General features: G+C 69.5%; 19 protein-coding genes and 1 tRNA gene. 16 read left to right on the top strand and 4 right to left on the bottom strand.

Annotated features, from left to right (window positions below):
- Positions 1-334: 334 nt before the first annotated feature.
- The gene (locus JX005_RS13965) at positions 335-6,010 is read left to right on the top strand and encodes a cell wall-binding repeat-containing protein (RefSeq protein ID WP_214468183.1); all 5,676 of its coding nucleotides are present in this window, start codon (positions 335-337) and stop codon (positions 6,008-6,010) included.
- Between the two features lie 328 nt (positions 6,011-6,338).
- On the opposite strand, the gene JX005_RS13960 is transcribed toward JX005_RS13965, so the two are convergent.
- Together JX005_RS13960 and JX005_RS13955 are read right to left on the bottom strand one after the other, a co-directional pair.
- A complete protein-coding gene (locus JX005_RS13960; RefSeq protein WP_214468182.1) occupies positions 6,339-6,923 on the bottom strand; it encodes a hypothetical protein in 585 nt (194 codons plus the stop codon).
- 38 nt (positions 6,924-6,961) lie between these two features.
- Positions 6,962-7,792: an inositol monophosphatase family protein gene (locus JX005_RS13955; RefSeq protein ID WP_214468179.1), complete on the bottom strand. Its 831-nt coding sequence runs from the start codon at positions 7,790-7,792 to the stop codon at positions 6,962-6,964.
- 93 nt (positions 7,793-7,885) lie between these two features.
- On the opposite strand from JX005_RS13955, the gene JX005_RS13950 reads away from it, so the two are divergent.
- Positions 7,886-7,961 (top strand) — tRNA-Lys (locus JX005_RS13950).
- 56 nt (positions 7,962-8,017) lie between these two features.
- On the opposite strand, the gene JX005_RS13945 is transcribed toward JX005_RS13950, so the two are convergent.
- Positions 8,018-8,323, bottom strand: a complete 306-nt coding sequence (locus JX005_RS13945) for a hypothetical protein (protein ID WP_214468177.1) — start codon at positions 8,321-8,323, stop codon at positions 8,018-8,020.
- An 89-nt stretch (positions 8,324-8,412) separates the two neighbouring features.
- On the opposite strand from JX005_RS13945, the gene JX005_RS13940 reads away from it, so the two are divergent.
- From JX005_RS13940 to JX005_RS13895, 10 genes are all read left to right on the top strand, one after another.
- The gene (locus tag JX005_RS13940; RefSeq protein WP_214468175.1) at positions 8,413-9,249 is read left to right on the top strand and encodes a zinc-ribbon domain-containing protein; all 837 of its coding nucleotides are present in this window, start codon (positions 8,413-8,415) and stop codon (positions 9,247-9,249) included.
- A 214-nt stretch (positions 9,250-9,463) separates the two neighbouring features.
- Positions 9,464-10,669 carry a substrate-binding domain-containing protein gene (locus JX005_RS13935; RefSeq protein ID WP_214468173.1) on the top strand — a complete coding sequence of 402 codons (1,206 nt, stop codon included), beginning with the start codon at positions 9,464-9,466 and terminating at the stop codon, positions 10,667-10,669.
- A 19-nt stretch (positions 10,670-10,688) separates the two neighbouring features.
- Positions 10,689-11,480, top strand: a complete 792-nt coding sequence (locus JX005_RS13930; protein ID WP_214468171.1) for an ABC transporter ATP-binding protein — start codon at positions 10,689-10,691, stop codon at positions 11,478-11,480.
- Positions 11,480-12,214 carry an ABC transporter ATP-binding protein gene (locus JX005_RS13925; RefSeq protein ID WP_214468308.1) on the top strand — a complete coding sequence of 245 codons (735 nt, stop codon included), beginning with the start codon at positions 11,480-11,482 and terminating at the stop codon, positions 12,212-12,214. Before JX005_RS13930 ends, JX005_RS13925 begins: the two co-directional genes overlap by 1 nt.
- A complete protein-coding gene (locus JX005_RS13920) occupies positions 12,211-13,086 on the top strand; it encodes a branched-chain amino acid ABC transporter permease (RefSeq protein ID WP_214468169.1) in 876 nt (291 codons plus the stop codon). The genes JX005_RS13925 and JX005_RS13920 overlap by 4 nt, the downstream gene beginning before the upstream one ends.
- Positions 13,083-14,207, top strand: coding sequence for a branched-chain amino acid ABC transporter permease (locus tag JX005_RS13915; RefSeq protein ID WP_214468167.1), 1,125 nt, complete (start codon positions 13,083-13,085; stop codon positions 14,205-14,207). Before JX005_RS13920 ends, JX005_RS13915 begins: the two co-directional genes overlap by 4 nt.
- Complete coding sequence (locus tag JX005_RS13910) at positions 14,204-15,793, top strand: class I adenylate-forming enzyme family protein (RefSeq protein ID WP_214468164.1); 1,590 nt, start codon at positions 14,204-14,206, stop codon at positions 15,791-15,793. The genes JX005_RS13915 and JX005_RS13910 overlap by 4 nt, the downstream gene beginning before the upstream one ends.
- The gene (locus JX005_RS13905; protein WP_214468163.1) at positions 15,790-16,476 is read left to right on the top strand and encodes a TetR/AcrR family transcriptional regulator; all 687 of its coding nucleotides are present in this window, start codon (positions 15,790-15,792) and stop codon (positions 16,474-16,476) included. The genes JX005_RS13910 and JX005_RS13905 overlap by 4 nt, the downstream gene beginning before the upstream one ends.
- A complete protein-coding gene (locus JX005_RS13900; protein WP_214468161.1) occupies positions 16,476-17,228 on the top strand; it encodes a 3-hydroxybutyrate dehydrogenase in 753 nt (250 codons plus the stop codon). Before JX005_RS13905 ends, JX005_RS13900 begins: the two co-directional genes overlap by 1 nt.
- Positions 17,225-18,151: an alpha/beta hydrolase gene (locus tag JX005_RS13895; protein ID WP_246533989.1), complete on the top strand. Its 927-nt coding sequence runs from the start codon at positions 17,225-17,227 to the stop codon at positions 18,149-18,151. Before JX005_RS13900 ends, JX005_RS13895 begins: the two co-directional genes overlap by 4 nt.
- Here JX005_RS13895 and JX005_RS13890 read toward each other — a convergent pair.
- Positions 18,148-18,942, bottom strand: coding sequence for an IclR family transcriptional regulator (locus JX005_RS13890; RefSeq protein WP_214468157.1), 795 nt, complete (start codon positions 18,940-18,942; stop codon positions 18,148-18,150). The genes JX005_RS13895 and JX005_RS13890 overlap by 4 nt on opposite strands.
- Before the next feature lie 105 nt (positions 18,943-19,047).
- Here JX005_RS13890 and JX005_RS13885 point away from each other — a divergent pair, with 105 nt between their 5' ends.
- The 4 genes from JX005_RS13885 to JX005_RS13870 are packed head-to-tail and all read left to right on the top strand — an operon-like array spanning position 19,048 to position 22,162.
- Positions 19,048-19,848, top strand: coding sequence for a CoA transferase subunit A (locus JX005_RS13885; RefSeq protein WP_214468155.1), 801 nt, complete (start codon positions 19,048-19,050; stop codon positions 19,846-19,848).
- Between the two features lies 1 nt (position 19,849).
- Positions 19,850-20,503: a CoA transferase subunit B gene (locus JX005_RS13880; RefSeq protein WP_214468153.1), complete on the top strand. Its 654-nt coding sequence runs from the start codon at positions 19,850-19,852 to the stop codon at positions 20,501-20,503.
- Positions 20,500-21,684, top strand: a complete 1,185-nt coding sequence (locus JX005_RS13875) for an acetyl-CoA C-acetyltransferase (RefSeq protein ID WP_214468151.1) — start codon at positions 20,500-20,502, stop codon at positions 21,682-21,684. The genes JX005_RS13880 and JX005_RS13875 overlap by 4 nt, the downstream gene beginning before the upstream one ends.
- A gap of 37 nt (positions 21,685-21,721) precedes the next feature.
- On the top strand, positions 21,722-22,162 hold the full coding sequence (locus JX005_RS13870; RefSeq protein ID WP_214468149.1) for a GNAT family N-acetyltransferase: 441 nt from the start codon (positions 21,722-21,724) through the stop codon (positions 22,160-22,162).

Below are 22,162 nucleotides of genomic sequence, written 5' to 3'. Positions count from 1 at the left end.
CCCGCGGATGTCAGGGGTGTTCGTCGTTCGCCGTGCGTCGAGCAAGCTGGAAATTGACTGAATCTTAACTTGACGCTCGCTGAACGCAGGAGTAGAACCGGACTGTAACCGCTTGCCAGGCGGTTGCGGCGGGGCGATCAAATGGGGAACGTCGCCGTCATGGACTGGGGATGCGGGCGCTCGTCCGCATGGAGGCTGGGGCATGAACGCTCACGCACGTTCAATCGTCGGATCAACTGGGGAAGGGCGGTCAGCGCGCGCGATTCTCGTCGCGCTGATCGCCGCCGTCGCCATGGTGGTGACACTGATACTCGCGCCACCACCCACACCGGCGGTGGCGGTCACTGACGACGATCCATCGTTCGTTCTGACGCAGAACGACCTGGAGTTCATCCTGCGTCAGATCCAGATCTCGGAGGCCCACGCGGCCGACCAGACCAATCCGTCCAACTACGAGCTGTACTGTCCCGATCAGGGCGTGGCCGCGCAGAACTGCGTCTCCGACGTGATGAAGCCCGCCGGCGTCCGCACGGTCGACGGCAGCTACAACAACCTGCTCGCGACCGAGTACGGCGCGACCGACAACCCGTTCCCGCGGCTCCTCGAGCCGGAGTGGCGCCAGGCGGAGCCCGAGGTCGCCAACCTCGAGTTCGACCCGAACACTCCTGCGCAGACGGCGATGTGCGAAGCCGGCACGACCTGCTACCTGCAGACCGACGGCATCGTGTACGACAGCCAGCCGCGTGAGATCAGCAACCTGATCGTCGACCAGACCCTGAACAACCCGGCGATCGAGAACCACCTCGAGGCCGGCACGGGCGTCGCCGTTCCGGGAACCAACCGCGTGAACATCCCGAACACCGCTCCGGACGAGGAGCTGTCGGCCCCGTTCAACACGTTCATGGGCTTCTTCGGCCAGTTCTTCGACCACGGCCTCGACCTGGTCGGCAAGGCCGGCAGCGGCAGCATGGTCGTCCCGCTGGCAGTGGGCGACCCGCTCTACTGCCCGGCCGACGGAACGCGTCCGAACGTGAACGACCCCGACGGTCCCGAGGTCGACTGCAACCCCGATGCGAACTTCATCACGCTCTCGCGGGCGTCGCGCATCGAGGACGGCACGGAGCACAAGAACCTGACGTCGCCGTTCATCGACCAGAACCAGACCTACTCGTCGCACCCGGCGCACCAGGTGTTCCTGCGCGAGTACATCCCGTCCGCGCAGGGCCCTCAGGCCACCGGTCGTCTGATCGAAGGCGAGAACGGCGGCATGGCGAAGTGGCGCGATGTCAAGGCACAGGCGGCTGAGGTCCTGGGCCTCGAGATCACCGACGCCGACCTGCTCGACATCCCGCAGGTGCTGGTGGACCCGTACGGCAACTTCGTCCGCGGCGACAACGGCTACCCGCAGTTCATCGTTGAAGGTGGCGGCTTCGTCGAGGGCAGCGCAGCCGGCACGCCCGTGCCCGCTAACGTGCTCGGCACCGGCCACGCGTTCCTCGATGACATCGCGCACGGCTCGACGCCCGTCGTCGGCGCCAACGGTGACCTGGAGCCGCGGTTCAACCCGGACGGCACGCCTCGGCTCGACGCGAACGGCCGGCCCATCCTGACGGGCTACGACAACGCGACGCTCGACGAGCACTTCATCGCGGGTGACGGCCGTGTGAACGAGAACATCGGCCTCACGGCGGTGCACGCGGTCTTCCACGCCGAGCACAACCGCATGGTGGGCCAGATCGAGCGGCTCCTCGAGCAGGCTCCCGGCACGGAGGACCTGGTGGCGCAGGACTCGAACGAGCGAGGTGGAATCGAAGAGTTCGCGGCGGCGTTCCGCGGCGAGACCCACTCCTACTCGTCCGACCGTCCCGAGGACCAGCTCCCCGGGTACGTCCCCGCGAACAACCCCGAAGCGGCCCCGGTGGCCGGTACCGCGGACGACTGGTCGTACGAGGAGCGCCTCTTCCAGGCCGCGAAGTTCGCGACCGAGATGCAGTACCAGCACCTCGTGTTCGAGGAGTTCGCACGCAAGGTCGTCCCGACGATCGATGCTGTGGTCTTCAACGAGAACAGCTACAACGCGGGTGTCAACGCCGCCATCACCGCCGAGTTCGCCCACGTGGTCTACCGCTTCGGGCACTCGATGATGACGGAGGAGATCGGCCGCGAGCCGCTGCAGGAGGGCGGATCAGGACTGATCCAGCCGGATGGCAGGGGCGATGTGCCGCTGCTCTCGGGCTTCCTCGCACCGGAGCTGTTCGACATGGGCGGACAACTCACTCCTGAGGAGGCGACCGGCACGCTCGTCAACGGCATGACCTCGCGCATCGGCAGCCAGATCGATGAGCACGTGGTCGACGTCCTTCGCAACAACTTGCTGGGGCTTCCGCTCGACCTGCCGACGCTCAACCTGCTGCGCGGACGCGATGTCGGCATCCCGCCGCTGCAGGAAGCGCGTCGCACGTTCTTCGAGGCGACGAACGAGCCGAGCCTTGCTCCGTACACGAGCTGGGACGACTTCGGTCGGAACATCAAGAACGGCAACAACTTCGGTCGAGCCGGCGAGAAGGCGTCGCTGGTCAACTTCGTCGCTGCCTACGGCACGCACCCGAGCGTCCAGAACGCTGTTTCGCTGGACGACAAGCGCAACGCCGCTTCGCTGCTCGTGAACGGTGCGCCCCTGGGCGAGGAGTTCGTGGTGCGGCTTGCTGGAACAGACCGTTACGAGACGGCTCAGGCCATCGCGGAGCGCAACTTCCAGGCACCGGTTCCCGTCGTGTACATCTCACGCGGAAACAACTTCCCCGACGCGCTGGCGGGCGGCCCGCTCGCCGCGCAGACGGGAGGACCGGTGCTGCTGGCAGCGCCGAACGACACGGGTGAGATCCCGCTCGCGACGCGCCTCGCACTGCAGAACCTCGATCCCCAGCGGATCGTGATCCTCGGTGGCGCGGGTGTCGTCGGACCGAAGGCGCTCGCTTCCTACAAGGCGATCGCACCGACGACCCGCATCGCGGGGGCGGACCGGTTCGAGACGGCGGCGAAGATCTCGCAACAGCTCGAGCCCGGACGCCGGGTGTTCATCGCCGACGGCATGAACTTCCCGGACGCCCTCGCCGGCGCGGCAGTCGCGGCGGATCAGGGAGCGGCGATTCTGCTCGTTCACCGCAACTCCATCCCCGCAGCGACCCGCACCGCCCTGGCGCGGCTCGACGCGACGGAGATCGTGGTCCTCGGTGGCACCGGTGCGGTGTCGTCGCAGGTCGCGAGCCAGCTGCGCAGTTACACGGACGGAAGGGTCGTGCGCCTCGGTGGTGCCACTCGCTACGAGACGGCGATGAGCATCGTGGATCACTTCTTCCCGAACGGAGCGGAGACGCTGTACCTCGCAACGGGGGCCAACTTCCCCGACGCGCTGACGGCGACCCCGGCGGCAGGTGTCAACGGCGCTCCGCTTCTGCTCGTTCCGCCGACGGGTCTCACGCCGGCGCTTCGGCAGATGATCGGCGAGCTCAACCCCGGACGGATCTTCATCCTGGGTGGTACCGGCGTCGTCAGCACCGGAGTCGAGGCGGCTCTCGCTGCCTTCGCACCCGAGCCACTCAGCCCGCCGGCCGACCGACTGAACTTCATGTTCAGCACCGGCGCGTGGGCGAACAAGGAGACCGGCCTGAACAACGTGGACTTCTGGATGGGCGGACTGGCAGAACGGCTCGATCCGTTCGGCGGAATGCTCGGATCGACGTTCAACTTCGTGTTCGAGACGCAGCTGGAGAACCTCCAGTTCGGTGACCGGTTCTACTACCTGTTCCGCAACCAGGGAGAGCAACTGTTTGCCGCTCTCGAGGGCAACACGTTCTCGGACATCATCCAGCGCAATACGGATGCGTCGCACCTGCCGGCCGACATCTTCGCTCTGCAGGATCCGGTGCTCGACATCGCCGAGCAGGCAGCCCTGCCGGCGGCCCAGCGCGAGCCGGGACTCAGCCTGATCAGCGGACAGTGGCGTTGGCAGGGTGATGAGCACGTCGAGATCCACGGCACCCCGAACAACGACAACATCCGGGGTGACGAGGGTGACGACTCGATCTGGGGCTACGAAGGCAACGACCGCATCGAGGGCGGGTCGGGTAACGACGCGCTCGTCGGCGGCAAGGGTGACGACATCCTCACGGATTCGTTCGGTGACGACAACCTGAAGGGCAAGCAGGGCAACGACGCGATGAACGTCGGACCCGGTGTTGACCTCGGGATCGCCGGCAGCGGAGACGACTTCGTGATGAACGGTGGCGGTGACGGTTCGACGATCTTCGCCGGGCTGGGCGACGACATCGTTCTCGGAACCTCCGGTCGCACCACGGTCTTCGGCGGTGAGCACGATGACTGGGTCGAAGGATCCAGCCACGCCGACCTCCTCCAGGGAGACAACGCCGATCAGGCCCAGAACGACACTCTGGGTGGCAACGACGTGGTCATCGGCAAGCTCGGAAACGACGACATCGAGGGCGAGGGCGGCGACGACATCATCGTCGGAGCTGCCGTCGGCACCGACCGTCACCTGGGCAACCTCGGGTTCGACTGGCTGACCTACTACGGTCAGACGGCGAACGTCACCTCGGACTGGTCCTTCAACGCGGTCTTCGAGACGCAGAACCAGCTTGCGTCGCGTTACGACCTCCTGGAGGCGCTGTCCGGCGGATCGGGGAACGACACCCTGCGGGGGCCCATCAAAGAGCCGGACGACGCGACGACGGTCAGCGAGCTCCCGCTCCACAAGGCAACGCAGGCATCGCTCGACCTGGTCGACGGCTTCGAGGACATGCTGAAGCCGGTCGTGAACGGCGTGGCAATCGGGGACTTCACGCTCCCGATCATGCGCGACGCTCCTGAGATCGACGCGGACGGTGTCCACAAGGTGATGATCGGCGGTCCCGGAAACGACACGATCGAAGGACGTGGCGGCAACGACTACCTCGACGGCGACGCGATGCTCCGCGTGCGTCTCCGGACGGGTACCGAAGGCAACTACCAGTACTTCAACAGTGCTTCGCAGCTGCAGGCCGCCGTGTTCGCCGGAACGCTGAACCCGGGCGCGATCGACATCGTCCGTGACATCACGTACGACACCAACCCGGCCTCGCTGGACATCGCGCAGTACAACGACGTCTTCGACGCCTACACGGTGACGGAGATGGGCTTCGCGGGATCCGGCTACTGGCGGGTCGAGCACACGGCGGTGCAGGAGGCCGAGGAGAGCGACGGCGTCGACGTCCTCCGCGGGTTCGAGCGTCTGCAGTTCGCAGACGGCTGCGCCAACATCGTCAACGGTCAACTGGTCTCCTGTGTCCAGACGGCGTTCGCGACGATGCAGCCCACGACGCCGACCGAGGGCGGGCCGGTGACGGCGCTCCTCTGGAGCGACGCGGCTCGCACCATCCCGTGGACCGAGGACGTCGACGCGGGCGCCACCAACGTCCGCTACACGTGGTGGGCCGGCGAGGGTGACACGGTCGACACCGTCAGCGAGTGGGAGGTGCTGTCGCTGAACCAGGTGTCTCCGACGTACGTCCCCACGCAGGAGGCGGTCGGCCAGTTCCTGAGGGTCACGGTGAGCTACCTCGCCGCGGACGGTGAGTTCCGCACCGCGGAACGTGCCGTGTCGACCGCACAGGTGGCGGATGTCCAATTCAACGGTGCACTGACCTTCACGGTCGCCGCACCATCGGTAGGACAGCCGATCGCGGCGGGGAGCCCGACGGACCCGGATGGCATCTTCGAGGAGACCGTGCTCACGTACCTCTGGGAGTCCTCCGCAGTCGATCCCGCAACCGCCACCGAGGCGGACTGGACTGGCTACCTGCCGCCGCAGACGAACAACGTCTACGCTCCGACTAACGCCGACCTCGGCCGCTGGATCCGTGTAACGGTCGGCTACCAGGACGGCTCGGAAGCGCAGCAGTTCGTGGTTGCGAACAGCACCAGCCCTGTGGCGGCTACTCCGCCAGCACCATAACGAGAACGTCCGCTGCCTCCGGGTGACCCTCTCGGGTCCCCGGGGGCAGCGGGCTACTCACCCACTGCTTTCAACCCGAACTCACGACCGCAGCCGATGTCTCGAACGTCGAGCTGTCACCGGCAGGCCAGGGCCTGATCGGCGGCGATGGCGAAGCCGCTGGTCTGCTACCCCCAGGCACCGGAACTCTCGCCAACCCCACGGCGACGTCCGGAGGCCGACATACGTCACCTCTCCCAGAGGTCCCTACCCCCGCGTGTGACGACCCGCTGGTGAAGGAGGCGGAGGGCGATCTGCTCAGAACAGATCAGCCCTCCGCCTTCCGCTGTCAGCCCTTCGGCCACTCGATGAGCAGCAGGCCCTGCTTGGTGTCGGCGAGCTTGACCCACCCTGCGGCGAACAAGTACGTCATGCCGTAGCCCTCATCGTCGGTCGCGACCGTGGTGTCGGAGCTCTCAGTGATGTAGACGCCCTCGGGTCCTTCTTCCCGGATCCACCCCTGCCGGACGAGCTCCGCCTGCGTCGACGTGGCGTCCTCTTCGGAGATGCGGGCCCACCCGAACATCTGCCCGTGGTCACCTGCGGGGCCTTCGAAGTCGGCCCAGACGCATTGGAGCCCCTCGGCGACCTCGAAGCTGCCGATGTAGAACGGCTCCGCCTGCGATGTCCAGCCCAGGCTCTGGAAGTCCGCGACGACGGACTCGCCGATGAGCGTCTCGCACGTGGGGTCGTCGTCGGGCGACGGCTCGGGCGCGGGCGTGCTCGATGGTTCGGGCGGCGGTGTGGTCGCGGCGGGAGTGGGTGGACCGCTGGGCGCGGCGGCCGGGGGGCTCGCCGCGCAGGCGGTCAGCAGCACCGTGGCGGCGAGGACGAACGCGGCGCCGGCGCCGAGACGGTGACGTGGGGGGATCATCGTGCGGTCTCCGGGGGAGGGGATCGGGCGGAAGGGGATCAGCCGTTGGCGTGCAGGAGCTGGAGGAAGTCGTCGTGCAGCACGCCGTTGGTGGCGAGCGAGGAGCGCTCCGAGAGCGAGTCGTGGCCGTCGAACGAGGTGAAGCGGCCGCCGGCCTCGGTGACGATGGGGACGAGCGCGGCGATGTCGTACTCTTTCACGCCGAACTCCGCCACGAACTCGAGGCGCCCCTCGGCGAGGAGCATGTACGGCCAGGTGTCGCCGTAGCCGCGATCGCGCCAGACCGACGAAGTGAGACGCTCGAGCGCGCCCAGCTTGCCGGCATCCCGCCACTGGCCCATGCTCTGGAAGCTGACGCTGGAGGCGGCGATCGAGTCGACGGACGAGACGGCGAGGCGGCGCGGCTCACCCGATGGCGTGTTGGTCCATGCGCCGAGGCCGGTCGCCGCCCACCATCGCCGTCCGATGGCGGGCTGGCTGGCGACACCGACGCGGGGAACGCCGTCGATCGCGAGCGCGATGAGCGTCGTCCACATCGGGATGCCTTTGAGGTAGTTGGCGGTGCCGTCGATCGGGTCGATGATCCACTGCCGATGCGAGTCGCCGGTGACGCCGTACTCTTCGCCGAACACTCCGTCGGAGGGTCGCTCGGTCTGGAGCACGGCGCGGATCGCCCGCTCGGTCGCCAGGTCGGCCTCGGTCACGTGACTCGCGTCGGCCTTGAGGTTCACTTCGAGATCTGCCGCATCGAAGCGACTCATGGATGCTGCGTCCGCGGCATCCGCGAGCTGCAATGCGAGCTCGAGATCGGGCTGCAGATCGCCCTCGAACGGCGCGTTGAAGAGCGGCGTCGACGAGGGGGAGGTCACACCGACAAGGATATCCGGCTCACGGTGGCCTCGATTTCCGGTGACGCAATCGTGATGCTAATGTTGACCCTCGGTTCGCCTCTTGCGAATCACGCACCTCTAGCTCAATCGGCAGAGCAACTGACTCTTAATCAGTGGGTTCTGGGTTCAAGTCCCAGGGGGTGCACCACAGAGCAGAGCGGTCCCGGACGGGCCGCTCTTTCCTCGTCTCGGGGCAGCAGCGCCTCAGCGCCGGGAGACGGCGTTGCGCCACACCACGACGCTCCGACGGCCGCCCGCCGCCTCCCACTCGACGATCACAACGCGGTCGTTCCAGCCGGCCGCCACCGCGGCGACACGGCTGGCCGGAGCATCCTTCCAGCTGATCCATGCCCACACCGCGGGCTGGCGGTCGCGCGGCGCCCACCGGATCGGCTCGGGGCCGTAGGCCGTGCTCGGGAGTGTGCAAGGGGACAGATGCGCCGCAGTCTGCGCGATGCGCTGATCGTTGAGCGCGTCGTAGTGCGCCTCGTAGCGCCTGTTCTTCGTCACCTGGCCGGCTTCCCCTCCGCCGGCCGATGATCCAGCGTACGGCGCGACCACCGACATCCGATGGGGGAGGTCGGCGCTAACGTGCCGGCATGGCGGAGCGGGTCGAACTGTGGTGGGCGAGGCGCCAGTTCTCGCGCGGTGCCGACGTGCCGTACGCCGTCGGCACCTACCGCGAGGCGTGGGCGCCGTACCCCGCGCTCATCCGCCAGTACCACCCCGAGCTCAACGCCGGGATCACGCTCACGCAGATCCCGCCGGCGGCCGACGTGCTTCTCCTGTGGCAGTGCGAAGCCGGGCACTGCTTCGCCGCGACACCGGCGGAGCAGCGCAACCGCCCCGGACGCGAGCGCCGCCGCTCGGCCTGGTGCCCGGAGTGCTCGACAGCTGCGCGCGCCCCGGTCGCGACCCTCGGTCGCCCCGTGGCCGCGCCCCGACGCGCGAAGCCTCCGCGCCCGCTTCGCGCGCTGTGCCCGAAGACGCCCGACCTGCCGACCGGCGAGCCGTTCGCCAGCTTATGCGCGCCGCGACCCGCGTCGGCCGTCGAGGCGCAGCTCCGCGTCGACGTGTTCGCGCGGTTGGAGGTGACCACCGGGCTCAACGCCGTGCGGGTGTCGCGCCCGTTCTTCGACCACCTCGAGGTCTGGCCCGACATCCTCCTGCCCGAGCTTCGCGTCGCAATCGAATACGACAGCACCGGCCGGCACGGGCTCGAGCACGTCGGCAAGCGGGAGGATGCCGACCGACGCAAGGACCGCACCCTGCGCAGCGCCGGGTGGGAGGTCGTGCGCATTCGAACCGGGCGGCTGGAGCCGCTCGGCCCGTTCGACTTGCAGCTCTCGTCGATCGGGCGTCGGGGCCTGGAACGGCTCGTCGACGTTCTGCGTGAGATTCGGGGGACGCTGCTCGTGGACGCGTACTTGAGGTGAGCGTCAGGGGTGGGGCGTTTCGTCTCGCTTCGCTCGCTCAACGACCGGGGGCGGGAGGGGCTGGCTCGGTCCCGATTCGATAACGACGCGGCCCGCACGTCCGCCTCGACTTGACCGCGAGCCACGCGCTTCGTACATTTACCACTACCTGAATCGGATTTCAGGTACGCCCGGATCCGGGCACCCGAACCTTCCAACGGTGAAAGGCACGCACATGCGGGTTTCGAAGAAGTTGCTCCTGGGGTCTGTGGTCGCCACGGCCGCGATCTTCCTGGCGGCGTGCGCGCCGCAGACCGAGCCGGGCGGCGCCCCGTCCGACGGCGGCGATGGTCCTGCCGAGGTCACGGTCGGCGTCGTCACCAGCGAGTCCGGCCCTCTCGCGGGCTACGGCAAGCAGTACCTCGACGCGTTCAAGGCAGGACTCGACTACGCCACCGACGGCACGGGCGAGATCGACGGCACGACGATCAACGTCGAGTACATGGACGACGCGGGCGACCCCGACAAGGCGGTGACGGTCGTCAAGGAGCTGATCGGCGAAGGCGTGAACATCATCGCCGGCACCGCCTCGTCGGGCGTCGCTCTGGCGGTCGCCGAGCAGGCCGAGCAGAACAAGGTGCTCTACATCTCAGGGCCGGCAGCCGCCGACGCCCTCACCGGCATCAACGACTACACCTTCCGCTCCGGACGCCAGAGCGCTCAGGACGTGGCCACCGCCGGAACGTTCCTCGACGACATCGAAGGTCGCAAGATCACGGTCTTCGCTCAGGACAACGCGTTCGGCCAGGGCAACGTCGCCGCGGTCGAGGCGATCCTCGGCGGTCAGGGCGCGACGGTGAACTCGGTGCTCGTCGCCGAGGACGCGACCGAGTTCACGCCGTTCGCGCAGCAGATCCTCACCGGCGCGCCCGACCTCGTCTTCGTGGCGTGGGCCGGTGCCACCTCGGGTGCGATGTGGCAGGCGCTGAGCCAGCAGGGCGTGCTCGACGAGATCCCCGTGGTCACCGGGCTCGGCGACGCGGCGACCTTCGGGGCGTATGGCGAGGCATCCGAGAAGATCAACTTCCTGAACCACTACTTCCCGGGCGCTCCCGACAACGACGTGAACACCGCGATGGTCGAGGCCATCGAGGGAGCCGGCGGCACGGTGGATCTCTTCAGTCCCGACGGGTTCAACGCGGCCATCATGATCGTCCACGCGATCCAAGAGGGCGCCGGCGACGTCGACGCGATGGTCGGGGCGCTCGAGGGCTTCGAGTTCGAGGGCCCGAAGGGCACCATGACCGTGCGCGAGGGCGACCACGCCCTCATCCAGGAGATGTACCAGGTCAAGCTCGTCGCCGACGGCGGTGCTTTCGTGCCCGAGCTCGTCGACACGGTCTCGGCCGACGACGTCGCGCCGGCCGAAGCCGCCGAGTGAACCGGAGCAGCACCGAACGATGAGCACTCCCGTCCCGTCCGCGCCGACCGCCACCCGCGGCTCACGGTTGCAGGTCGCAGGCCTCGGCCTTCAGATCGGCGGCGCGACGATCCTCAAGGATGTCGACCTCGATATCGCCGCGGGCTCGCTCGTGGGCGTCATCGGGCCGAACGGAGCCGGCAAGACCACGCTGTTCAACGTGGTCTCCGGTCTCCTGAAGCCCACCGCCGGGCAGGTCCTGCTCGACGGGGACGACATCACCACGGCGTCCGTGCCCGCCAGGGCGCGGGCGGGATTGGGACGCACCTTCCAGACCTCGAGCCTCTTCCCGCGGCTCTCGGTGCTCGAGAACGTGCGTCTCGCGGCGCAGGTGTCGCTGGGCGGCTCGGGGTCGCTCCTGCGGTTCCCCCGGCGAGCGGACGCCGCGACCGAGCTCGCCCTCGAGAAGCTCGAGGCCGTCGGGCTCGGTCACAAGCGCGACGCGGCTGCGGGCGACATCTCTCACGGCGACAAGCGCAAGCTCGAGATCGCCGTGCTGCTGGCGACCGAGACGAGCATCGTGCTGCTCGACGAGCCGATGGCCGGCGTCGGGTCGGGAGACGTCGACGGGCTCGTCGGCAACATCCGCGACCTCCACCGGGAGAAGGGCTGCACCGTGCTCATGGTCGAGCATCACATCGACGTCCTGATGGGCCTGGTCGACAAGGTGGCGGTGATGTACTTCGGCTCGATCATCGCCTACGACACGCCGCAGAACGTGATGGCGAACCCGCTCGTTCAGAGCGCCTACCTCGGGACGGGGGCCGCGTGATGGATCCCATCCTGACCGTCACCGGCCTGCGGTGCTCGATCGCCGGCCAGCAGGTCGTCGAGGACGTCACCTTCGAGATGCCCGCCACGGGCATCACGGCCGTGCTCGGCCGGAACGGCGTGGGAAAGACCTCGACGCTGCGCGGCATCCTGGGTCTCATCCATCGCCGCGGCGAGGTGCGTCTGGCAGGTGAGCGCATCGACGGCCTTCCCACCCACCGGATCGTGCGCAAGGGCGTCGGCTACGTTCCCGAGGATCGCGAGATCTTCTCGTCGCTGACCGTGGCGGAGAACCTCGCGCTGGCCGAGCGCCAGCGCGCGCCTCGCCGCGAGTTCGTCGCCGAGCTCTTCCCCGACCTCGTCGCCCGGCGCGACCAGCCGGCCGGAACGCTCTCGGGTGGTCAGCAGCAGATGGTGTCCGTCGCGCGGGCACTGATCAACGACAACCGCCTGCTGCTCGTGGACGAGCCGACGAAGGGCCTCGCGCCCAGGATCGTCGCCGAGGTGGCGGATGCCCTCGAGGAGGCGGCGCACACCGTGCCGATCCTCCTCGTCGAACAGAACCTCGAGGTGGTCCGCCGCCTCGCCGACACGGCCGTCGTCATCGGCGGCGGCCGCGTCGTCCACATCGGAAAGGCCCGCGAGATCCTCGACGACGACGACCTCACCCGGCGGCTTCTCGGAGTGCATGCCGAGCAGAGCCCCTCACACGAGACGGAGGGCGGTCGCGCATGAGCACCCTCGTCCTCACTCTGATCACCGGCGTCGGCCTCGGCGCCCTGTACTTCCTGGTCGCCAGCGGGCTCAGCCTCATCTACGGGCTCATGCACGTCCTCAACTTCGCGCACGGCGCCTTCTTGACCCTGAGCGCCTTCATCGGCTGGACGGTGGCGCAGGCGCTGGGCACGGAGTCGTGGGGCTCCTTCCTGCTCTCGGTGCTCGTCGGAGCCGGTGTCGGCGCCGTGTTCGCGACCCTCACCGAGCTCGTCCTGATCCGGCCGCTGTACGAGCGGCACATCGAGCAGGTGCTCGTCACAGTAGGCCTCTCGTTCGCCGCCGTCGCGCTGTTCGAGGGGATCTGGGGCACCGACCCCATCCACATCAGCGGTCCGCCGTGGCTCACCCAGACGACCAACGTGCTCGGCGCGCGCATCCCCAACACCTACTGGGTGCTGATGATCGCCGCGGCGCTGGTGCTGGCCGCCCTCGTGCTCTTCCTCAAGCGCACGCGCTACGGCATGATCATCCGCGCCGGCGTCGAGAACCGGTCGATGGTGACCGCGCTCGGCATCGACGTGCGCCGCTCGTTCACCCTCGTGTTCGCGATCGGCGGCGCCGCGGCCGGCATCGGGGGAGTGCTCGCGATGCACTACTCCACGTTCGTGTCGGCGCATCTCGGGGCGACACTGCTGATCTTCGCGTTCATCGTCACCGTGGTCGGAGGTCTCGGCTCGCTGACCGGCGCGGCCGTGGCATCCGTCCTCGTCGCCGTCCTGCAGCAGTTCGCGAACTTCTATCTCGGAGGAACCGGCGACTTCATCGTCGTCATCCTCCTCGCCGTGGTGCTGCTGGTGCGCCCGGCCGGACTCCTGGGGAAGAAGGCATGAGCGCCGACACGACCACCACCGGCCGCCTGCGCCGGTTCGTCCCGGCGATCGCCGGCGTCGTCCTCGTCGGGTTCATGGCCCTGCTGCCGATGCTGAACCTGTCGCTTCCCGGAATCCTTCCGACGCCGACGTACATGCCGGGCACCCTCGCGCTGCTGTCGCTGTGCATGGTGTTCGCGGCGCTCGCGCTCTCGTACAACCTGCTGCTCGGCTCCGGTGGGATGCTGTCGTTCGGCCACGCCCTGTACTTCGGCGCCGGTGCGTACGGGCTGGGCATCGCGCTCGAGCACTTCGGGGTACCACTGTGGCCCGGCGTCTTCATCGCACTGATCGGGGGCATGCTGATCGCGCTCGTCACCGGCGCGGTGTCGATGCGGGTCTCGGGCATCCCGTTCGCGATGGTCACCCTCGCGTTCGCGCAGGCGGGATCGGTGCTGGTGCGCCGCAACTCGCAGATCACCGGGGGCGAGGAAGGGCTCGGCCTCGAGACCGACCTCGTGCCCGACTTCCTCATCGGCGTGATCAACACCCGCAACCTGTACTGGTTCGCGCTGACGGTGCTCGTCGTGGTGTACCTGGTGACGCTGTGGGTCGACACGTCGCGGCTCGGGCACCTCGCCCGCGCCACCCGCGAGAACGAGCAGCGCGTGCGTGTGCTCGGTCTCTCGCCGTATCGCGTGCGCCTGCTCGTGTTCGTGATCGCCGCGGTGCTCGCGAGCCTCGCCGGCGTGGCCTACATGCTCCTGCAGTCGGGCACCGTGCCTCGGGCGGTGTCGGCCGACCTCACGATCACGATCCTCGTCATGGTCGTCCTCGGTGGCGTCGGGTTCCGGTGGGGTGCCATCGTTGGCGGTGTGCTGTACACGCTGCTCGACCAGCGACTGACCGTCCTCGCCGGCTCCGACGCCGTCGCCGGGCTCCCCGACGTGCTGCGCGTGCCGCTGTCTGAGCCGCTGTTCATTCTCGGCGTCCTCTTCATCCTCGTGGTGATGTTCCTGCCGGGCGGGATCGCGGGCACGATCGACGCCGGCGTTCGGCGCCGCCGTGGTGAGAAGGCGCGCGGCACGCTGCGCACCCTTGACGACGAGGCGGCGGACGCGCCGGCAGAGGTGCGCGCATGACGTGGCCCGCCGAGTACGAGGACGGCGCGCACACGATCGGGCGCTGGCTCATCGACCGTGCGTCGCGCTCTCCGCTGCGCATCGCCGTCGACGACCGCGGGGTGACCACCGACTATGAGACCCTGGCCGGCCGCGCGGCCGCCCTCGCCGACGGACTGCGGCACGCGGGATACGGACCGGGCGACCGCATCGCCACCGTCTCGGGAAACTCGACCGACCACGTCGTGGCGTTCTTCGCGTGCGCGCTCGCGGGCATCGCGTTCGTCCCGCTGTCGTGGCGGCTGACACCGCGCGAGCTCGGCGACCAGCTCGACCGCGCCGATCCCGTCCTGGTGCTCGTAGAGGACGAGCACGCCGCGCTCGCGGGCGAGGCGCTGCGGAGCCTGCACCGTGTGCTCCCCGTCGCCGTCCTGGGAACGACCGAGGTCGAGGCGACGGTCGTGCCGTCGCGATCGCCGAGGCCGCGTCGCCCCGTGCAGGACGACGACCCGCTGCTGGTGGTGTTCACGTCCGGCAGTGAGGCAGCACCCAAGGGCGTCGTACTCACTCACGCCAACTGCTTCTGGAACAACCTCGCGCTGGCCCAGGCGCTGCCGCTGACGCACGACGACGTCGTGCTCGCGATGCTGCCGCAGTTCCATGTGGCCGCGTGGAACTGCCAGCCGCTGCTGGCCTGGTGGGTCGGCGCGACGGTCGTGCTCGAGCGCTCGTTCCAGCCCGCGCGCGTCCTGCAGCTCATCGCCGAGCGCAGGGTGACCGCGATGATGGGCGTGCCGACGCAGTATGCGCTCCTCGCGTCGGATCGGGCGTGGAAGACGACGGATGCTTCGTCCCTCCGGCTCGCGCTCGTCGGCGGCGCCACGATGCCGGCGTGGCTCCAGGAGGAGTGGACGGGTCGCGGCATCCCGCTCACTCAGGGCTATGGACTCACCGAAGCCGCGCCCAACGTGCTGCACCTGCCCGCCGACGAGGCCCCCGCGCATCCCGGCGCGGTCGGACGCCCGTATCCGCACGTCTCGGTGCGGATCGTCGATCCCGAGACGGCACTTCCGCTCGAGGGCGACGCGACCGGCGAGCTGTGGGTGCGCGGGCCGAGCGTCTTCGCGGGCTACCTCGGCGACGATGCGGCGACGGAGCGCACGATGAGCGGCGAGTGGCTGCGCACCGGCGACCTGGTGCATCGGGATGCAGAGGGCGTCATGCGCATCGTCGACCGCATCAAGGACATCTTCATCTCGGGCGGCGAGAACGTCGCGCCCGCCGAGGTCGAGCACGCGCTGACGCTGCATCCGCTCATCGAGGCGGCTGCGGTCGTCGGCGTGCCCGATCCGGTGTGGGGGGAGCGGGGCGTGGCATTCGTCGTGCCCGCTCCGGGGGCCGCGCTGTCGACGGACGAGGTGCTGGCGCACGCGCGGCGCAACCTCGCCGGGTTCAAGGTGCCGGCACGGGTGGAGTTCGTCGAGGCGCTCCCGCGCGCGACGATCGAGAAGCTCGCACGATCGCGGCTGCGCGACCGGGCGCGACGGCTCATCGAGGGGGATCGGGCGACGGCGTCCGATCATGAGACGGAAGGGGTGGCGCCATGACGCTTCCCGACGGAATGGTCGACGACGAGACCGAGCTCGTCTCGCCGGCGACCGGCCGCCCGCTGACCAAGCGGGGCGAAGCCACGCGCCGACGGCTGCTGGAGGCGGCCGAAGTCGTGTTCGCCGAGCAGGGCTACCACGAGGCATCCATCGTCAAGATCACCGAGCGTGCGGGCATCGGCCTCGGCACGTTCTATCTGTACTTCGACAGCAAGCAGTCGATCTTCGAGGCGCTCGTCATCGACCTCAACCGCCGCGTCCGCCACTCGATGTCGGAGGCGATGGAAGGCGCGTCATCGCGCCTCGACGCCGAGCGGGCGGGCTTCGCGGGATTCTTCCGCTTCACGGCCGAGCATCCGGCCCTCTACCGGGTGGTCCGCGAGGCCGAGTTCGTCTCTCCCGAGGTGCTGCGGCTGCACTACACCCGCATCGTCGAGGGGTACGAGGCCGGTCTGCGCGCGGCGCAGGACGTCGGCGACGTGGACCGCGCGCTCGATCCCGAGACCACCGCGTGGGCGCTCATGGGAATGGGCGAGCTCATCGGCATGCGGTTCCTGCTGTGGGAGCGCGACGCCGACGGGCGTCCGCCCGCGCAGCTCGACCCCGTCGTCTTCGACGGCATGACCCGACTCATCGACAACGCTCTCGCGCCGAGGACGGCGCAGCCGGAAGGACCGAAGTGATGGCCGAGCAGGATCTGGCGGGCAAGCGCGCCCTCGTGACGGGCGGCGCGAGCGGCATCGGGCTCGCGTGCGCCCATGAGTTCGCGCGGCGCGGAGCGCACGTGATCATCGCGGATCTGAACGCGGATGCCGCCACCGCAGCGGCTGCGGACGTCGGCGGCGAGTCGTGGGTGGTGGACCTCTCCGACACCGCCGCCCTCGACGACCTCTCGCTCGACGTCGACATCCTCGTCAACAACGCCGGAATTCAGCGGGTCAGCCCCATCACGGAGTTCGATCCCGAAGCGTTCCGGCTGCTCCTTCGGCTGATGCTCGAGTCGCCCTTCTTGCTGGTGCGCGCGGCGCTGCCGGGCATGTACGACAAGGGGTGGGGGCGCGTGGTGAACATCTCGAGCGCCCACGGACTGCGCGCGAGCGCGTTCAAGTCCGCCTACGTCGCCGCCAAGCACGGACTCGAGGGTCTCTCGAAGGTCACAGCGCTCGAGGGCGCCGCGCACGGGGTGACGAGCAACTGCATCAATCCGGCGTACGTGCGCACGCCGCTGGTCGAGAAGCAGATCGCTGATCAGGCGGCGGTGCACGGCATCCCGGAGAGCGAGGTCGTCGAGCGGATCATGCTGACCGAGACGGCCGTCAAACGCCTGGTGGAGGCCGATGAAGTCGCTTCGCTCGCCGGCTGGCTCGTGTCGGACAAGTCGGGCATGGTCACCGGCGCGTCCTACACGATGGACGGCGGATGGACGGCGCGATGACCTCGGCTCAGACCCGCACCGGCCACACGTATCGCACGGTCGACGTGCCCGTCGCGGGCGGTGACCTGCGCCTCGCGGTATGGGATCCGACGACCGCCGGGCCAGCCGAAGCGGACGTGCTGCTGATCCACGGCGTGACCTCCTCGCACCTCGCATGGCCCTTCGTGGTCGACCGGCTGCCGGGGGTGCGGGCGATCGCGCCCGACCTGCGCGGCCGGGGTGCCAGCAACGGGCTGGTGGGGCCCGCGGGCATGCGCGCGCACGCCGACGACCTCGCGGCGGCGCTCGACGCCCTCGGCATCGAGCGCATCGTCGTGGTCGGGCACTCGATGGGCGCCTTCGTGGCCGTCGTCTTCGCGCACTTCCACCCCGAGCGCGTGTCGCGGCTCGTGCTGGTGGACGGCGGTCTTCCGCTGGACGTGCCCGCCGGGATCGACACCGACGCGCTGGTCGCGGGCATTCTCGGACCCACGGCGGCCCGGCTCTCGATGCGGTTCGCCGACCCGGGGGAGTACCTGGAGTTCTGGCGCGGCCACCCGGCGTTCCGGAGCGACTGGACCCCCGAGCTCGAGGCGTACCTCGCCTACGACCTGGTCGACGACGGGGCGGGCGCGCTGCGACCCGCGACGAGCTACGAGACGACCGCCGACGACACGCTCGACATGAACACCGGGACGAGCCTGACCGACGCGCTGGCCGGGCTGCGGCATCCCGTCCGCATGCTGACGGCCCCGCGCGGACTGCAGAACGAGGAGCCCGGCCTCTATGCGCCGGAGCACCTCGCCCGCGTGCTCGCCGCGAGTCCCACGGTGCGCCACGAGCGCCTCGACCGGTTCAACCACTACACGATCGTGATGTCGCCCGACGGCGCCGACGCCGTCGCGGCGGTGGTGCGGCAGGAGCTCGAAGCGGCCCAGGTCTAGCGTGCGGCGGCGATGCGCGTCGTGAGCTGGTGGGCGTGCGCGAGCAGCGTGCGGCCGAGCTCGGGCAGTCGCTCGGGTCCGAAGCGGAACTCGACCCCGGTGAGGCTCAGCGCCCACTGCGGATGACCCTCCCGCGTGAACACGGCGGCGCCCAGTCCCCAGCTGCCCTCGACGATGAGTCCGGGGTTGACCGCGTAGCCGCGCTCGTGGGTGTCGCGCAGGCGCGCCCGCAGGCGCTTCTCGCCGTGCGACGCGCCCCACGCCTGCGGGAGCCCAGGGTGACGCTCCAGGTAGGCGTCCACATCGTGGGGCGGGAGGAACGCGAGGATCGCCAGCCCGGCCGAGGCCACGCCGAGGGGGAACCGGACGCCCTCCGACAGCACGAACGAGCGGATCGGGAAGCTGCCCTCCTCGCGAAGGAGGCACACGGTTTCGTCTCCCCGGCGCACCGAGAGGAACGCGCTCTCCTCGGTGCGGACCGCGAGGGACCGCACGATGTCGCGGGCGATGCCGGTGATGTCGTAGCGGGATGCCGCCACCGACCCCATCAGGTACAGCTCCGGTCCTGGCATCCAGCGGCCCGTGCGGTCGTCCTGGTCGACGAGGCCCTCGTGGCGCAGGGCGGTCAGCAGCCGGTGCGTGGTGGGACGGGTGAGGTCGGCCTTCCGGGAGAGGTCGACCACCGACATCCCCTCACCCCCTGACGACGTGACCAGGCGCAGCAGCTGCGCCGCACGCGCCACCGACTGCGCGCCCGGGATCGAACGCCCGGCCTTCGTCGATTCGTCCACGATGTGGACACTACGCCCACGGTCTTCCACATGGCAAACCGCTCTGCGCCGCCACCCGCGAAACGGGCGGAGGATGGGGATCGTCCGGCAACGAAGGAGGAGCACGTGATCGACAAGACGTGGGGGTCTGCGGCCGAGGCGGTCGCCGACATCCCCGATGGGGCATCGCTCGCCGTCGGCGGGTTCGGCCTGTCGGGAAACCCCATCGCCCTCATCGAGGCCCTGCTCGCGCAGGGCACCACCGACCTGAGCATCGTGAGCAACAACTGCGGCGTCGACGACTGGGGCCTCGGCATCCTGCTGAACGCCAAGCGCATCCGCAAGATGACCTCGTCCTACGTCGGCGAGAACAAGGAGTTCGAGCGGCAGTTCCTCTCGGGCGAGCTCGAGCTCGAGCTCACGCCCCAGGGAACGCTCGCGGAGAAGCTGCGGGCCGGTGGCTCCGGCATCGCCGCGTTCTTCACGCAGACCGGCGTCGGCACGCAGGTCGCCGAGGGCGGCCTCCCGCGCAAGTACGACGGGAGCGGCGGCATCGCCGTCGCCTCCCCGGTGAAGGACGTGCGCAGCTTCGACGTCACCGGCGAGCCGCACGACTACGTGCTGGAGGAGGCGATCGTCACGGACTACGCCCTGGTCCACGCGCTCAAGGGCGACCGGCACGGCAACCTGATCTTCAACAAGGCGGCCCGCAACTTCAACCCGCTCGCCGCGATGGCCGGACGCGTGTGCATCGCGCAGGTCGAGGAGCTCGTCGAGCCCGGCGACCTCGACCCCGACTGCGTCCACCTGCCCGGCATCTACGTGCACCGCATCGTGGAGGTCGGCGGCGACATCGAGAAGCGCATCGAGCGCCGCACCGTATCGGTCACCGAGGCGCCGAGCCGCGACATCCCCGAAGGAGCCTGACATGGCACTCACCCGCAACGAGATGGCCGCGCGCGCTGCGCGGGAGCTGGCGGACGGCGCCTACGTCAACCTGGGCATCGGTCTTCCGACCCTGGTCCCCAACTACGTGCCCGACGACGTCACGGTCGTGCTGCAGTCGGAGAACGGCATCCTCGGCGTCGGACCGTATCCGACCGAGGATCGAGTCGATCCCGACCTCATCAACGCCGGCAAGGAGACCGTCACGACGCTTCCCGGCGCCGCGTACTTCGATTCCGCCACCAGCTTCGGCATGATCCGCGGCGGCAAGATCGACGCCGCGATCCTCGGCGCCATGCAGGTGTCGGCCGCCGGCGACCTCGCCAACTGGATGATCCCCGGCAAGATGGTCAAGGGCCCGGGCGGCGCCATGGACCTGGTCCACGGCGCGGCGAAGGTCATCGTCCTCATGGAGCACGTCGCGCGCGACGGCTCCGCCAAGATCGTCGACGAATGCTCGCTGCCGCTCACCGGCCGCGGCGTGGTCGACCGCATCATCACCGATCTCGCCGTCATCGACGTGACCGACGACGGGCTCGTGCTCGTCGAGCTCGCGCCCGGCGTCACGGTCGACGAGGTGATCGCCGCCACCGAGCCGGCGCTCACCGTCGCCGCTGAACTCAAGGAGGAATCATGAACCACGACGACGTCGTCATCGTCGCCGCAGCCCGCACCCCACAGGGCCGGCTGAAGGGCCGGCTCGCGCCGCTGACCGCCGTGCAGCTGGGCAGCGCCGCCATCCGCGGTGCGCTCGAGAAGGGCGGCGTCCCCGCCGCCGCCGTCGACGCGGTCCTCGTCGGACAGGTGCTGCCGGCCGGCTCCGGCCAGAACCCCGCTCGCCAGGCCGCCGTCGGCGCCGGAATCGGCTGGGACGTCCACTCCGGGTCGGTCAACAAGGTCTGCCTGTCCGGCCTCACCGCGATCATCGACGGTGCCCGCATGATCGCACTCGGCGATGCCACGGTCGTGGTCGCCGCGGGCATGGAGTCGATGACCCGCTCGCCGCACCTGCTCATGGGATCGCGCGACGGCTGGGCCTATGGCTCGATCGAGGTGCTCGATCACATGGCGTACGACGGACTGACGGACGCGTACGACCGCGAGAGCATGGGGGCCTCGACGGAACGCCACAACGGCCCGCTCGAGGTCACCCGCGAAGCCCAGGACGCCGTCGCCGCCCGTTCCCACCAGCGTGCCGCGGCCGCTCAGGCCGACGGGCTGTTCGACGCCGAGATCGTGCCCGTCGAGATCCCGCAGCGCAAGGGCGACCCGATCGTCGTGACCACCGACGAGGGCATCCGGCCCGAGACCACGGTCGACACTCTCGCCGGGCTGCGCCCCGCCTTCGCCGAGGGCGGCTCGATCACCGCGGGGAACTCGTCGCAGATCTCCGACGGTGCGTCGGCGGTCGTCCTCACGAGCCGCTCGCACGCCGATGAGAACGGCTGGCCGGTGCTCGCGGTGGTCGGCGCCTCGGGTCAGGTCGCCGGGCCCGACAACTCGCTGCACTCGCAGCCCGCCCGGGCGATCGAGAAGGCCGTGGCCAAGCAGGGCATCGCCGTCTCCGACCTCGACCTCGTCGAGATCAACGAGGCGTTCGGCGCCGTCGTGGTGAGGTCGCAGGCCGAGCTCGGGCTGCCCGACGACATCGTCAACCCGCACGGCGGCGGCATCGCGATCGGGCACCCCATCGGGGCGTCCGGCAACCGGCTGGTCGTCCACGCCGTGCACGAGCTCGTGCGCCGCGGCGGCGGCACCGCGGCGGTCGCGCTGTGCGGCGGCGGCGGTCAGGGCGACGCGCTGATCCTCACGCGCTGAGGTGCGGCGGCGGGTCGGCGGGCGGTAGCGTCGCGACGTGACCACGATCTCCCGACCGACCCCTGCCGACCGCGCCGAATGGGACGCGCTCTGGCAGGCGTACATCGCGTTCTACGAGTCGGAGGTGCCCGCGCACGTCTCCGACGCGACGTTCGCCCGCATCCTCGAGGACGAGCAGCTGCACGGAGCGATGGCGAGGGATGCCTCGGGCCGCGCGATCGGCATCGTGCACTGGCTGACACACCCGGCGACCTGGTCCACCGGCGTCTACTGCTACCTCGAGGACTTGTTCGTCGATCCCGAGTCGCGGGGGAGCGGCACCGGCCGGGCGCTGATCGAGCACGTGCGCGCGTGGGCCGCCGAGCACGGCGCCGAGAAGGTGTACTGGCTCACCCAGGGCCACAATGCGACGGCGCGCGCCCTCTACGACCGGGTCGCCGTGTCGACCGGCTTCGTGCACTACGAGATCGAGGTCTAG

This window comes from Microbacterium flavescens (assembly GCF_018588945.1).
In the GTDB taxonomy this organism is placed as follows: Bacteria; Actinomycetota; Actinomycetes; order Actinomycetales; family Microbacteriaceae; genus Microbacterium; species Microbacterium flavescens.
The sequence above is the reverse complement of the archived record's forward strand: the minus strand, read 5'-3'. Positions and strand labels throughout refer to the sequence as shown.

Excerpts from the sequence above, each read along its gene's own strand:
- JX005_RS13925 (WP_214468308.1), top strand. The coding sequence starts at position 11,480 with ATGGATCCCATCCTGACCGTCACCGGCCTGCGGTGCTCGATCGCCGGC.
- JX005_RS13875 (WP_214468151.1), top strand. The coding sequence starts at position 20,500 with ATGAACCACGACGACGTCGTCATCGTCGCCGCAGCCCGCACCCCACAG.
- JX005_RS13880 (WP_214468153.1), top strand. The coding sequence starts at position 19,850 with ATGGCACTCACCCGCAACGAGATGGCCGCGCGCGCTGCGCGGGAGCTG.
- JX005_RS13920 (WP_214468169.1), top strand. The coding sequence starts at position 12,211 with ATGAGCACCCTCGTCCTCACTCTGATCACCGGCGTCGGCCTCGGCGCC.
- JX005_RS13900 (WP_214468161.1), top strand. The coding sequence starts at position 16,476 with ATGGCCGAGCAGGATCTGGCGGGCAAGCGCGCCCTCGTGACGGGCGGC.
- JX005_RS13960 (WP_214468182.1), bottom strand. The coding sequence starts at position 6,923 with ATGATCCCCCCACGTCACCGTCTCGGCGCCGGCGCCGCGTTCGTCCTC.
- JX005_RS13935 (WP_214468173.1), top strand. The coding sequence starts at position 9,464 with ATGCGGGTTTCGAAGAAGTTGCTCCTGGGGTCTGTGGTCGCCACGGCC.
- JX005_RS13940 (WP_214468175.1), top strand. The coding sequence starts at position 8,413 with ATGGCGGAGCGGGTCGAACTGTGGTGGGCGAGGCGCCAGTTCTCGCGC.
- JX005_RS13895 (WP_246533989.1), top strand. The coding sequence starts at position 17,225 with ATGACCTCGGCTCAGACCCGCACCGGCCACACGTATCGCACGGTCGAC.
- JX005_RS13930 (WP_214468171.1), top strand. The coding sequence starts at position 10,689 with ATGAGCACTCCCGTCCCGTCCGCGCCGACCGCCACCCGCGGCTCACGG.
- JX005_RS13915 (WP_214468167.1), top strand. The coding sequence starts at position 13,083 with ATGAGCGCCGACACGACCACCACCGGCCGCCTGCGCCGGTTCGTCCCG.
- JX005_RS13910 (WP_214468164.1), top strand. The coding sequence starts at position 14,204 with ATGACGTGGCCCGCCGAGTACGAGGACGGCGCGCACACGATCGGGCGC.
- JX005_RS13905 (WP_214468163.1), top strand. The coding sequence starts at position 15,790 with ATGACGCTTCCCGACGGAATGGTCGACGACGAGACCGAGCTCGTCTCG.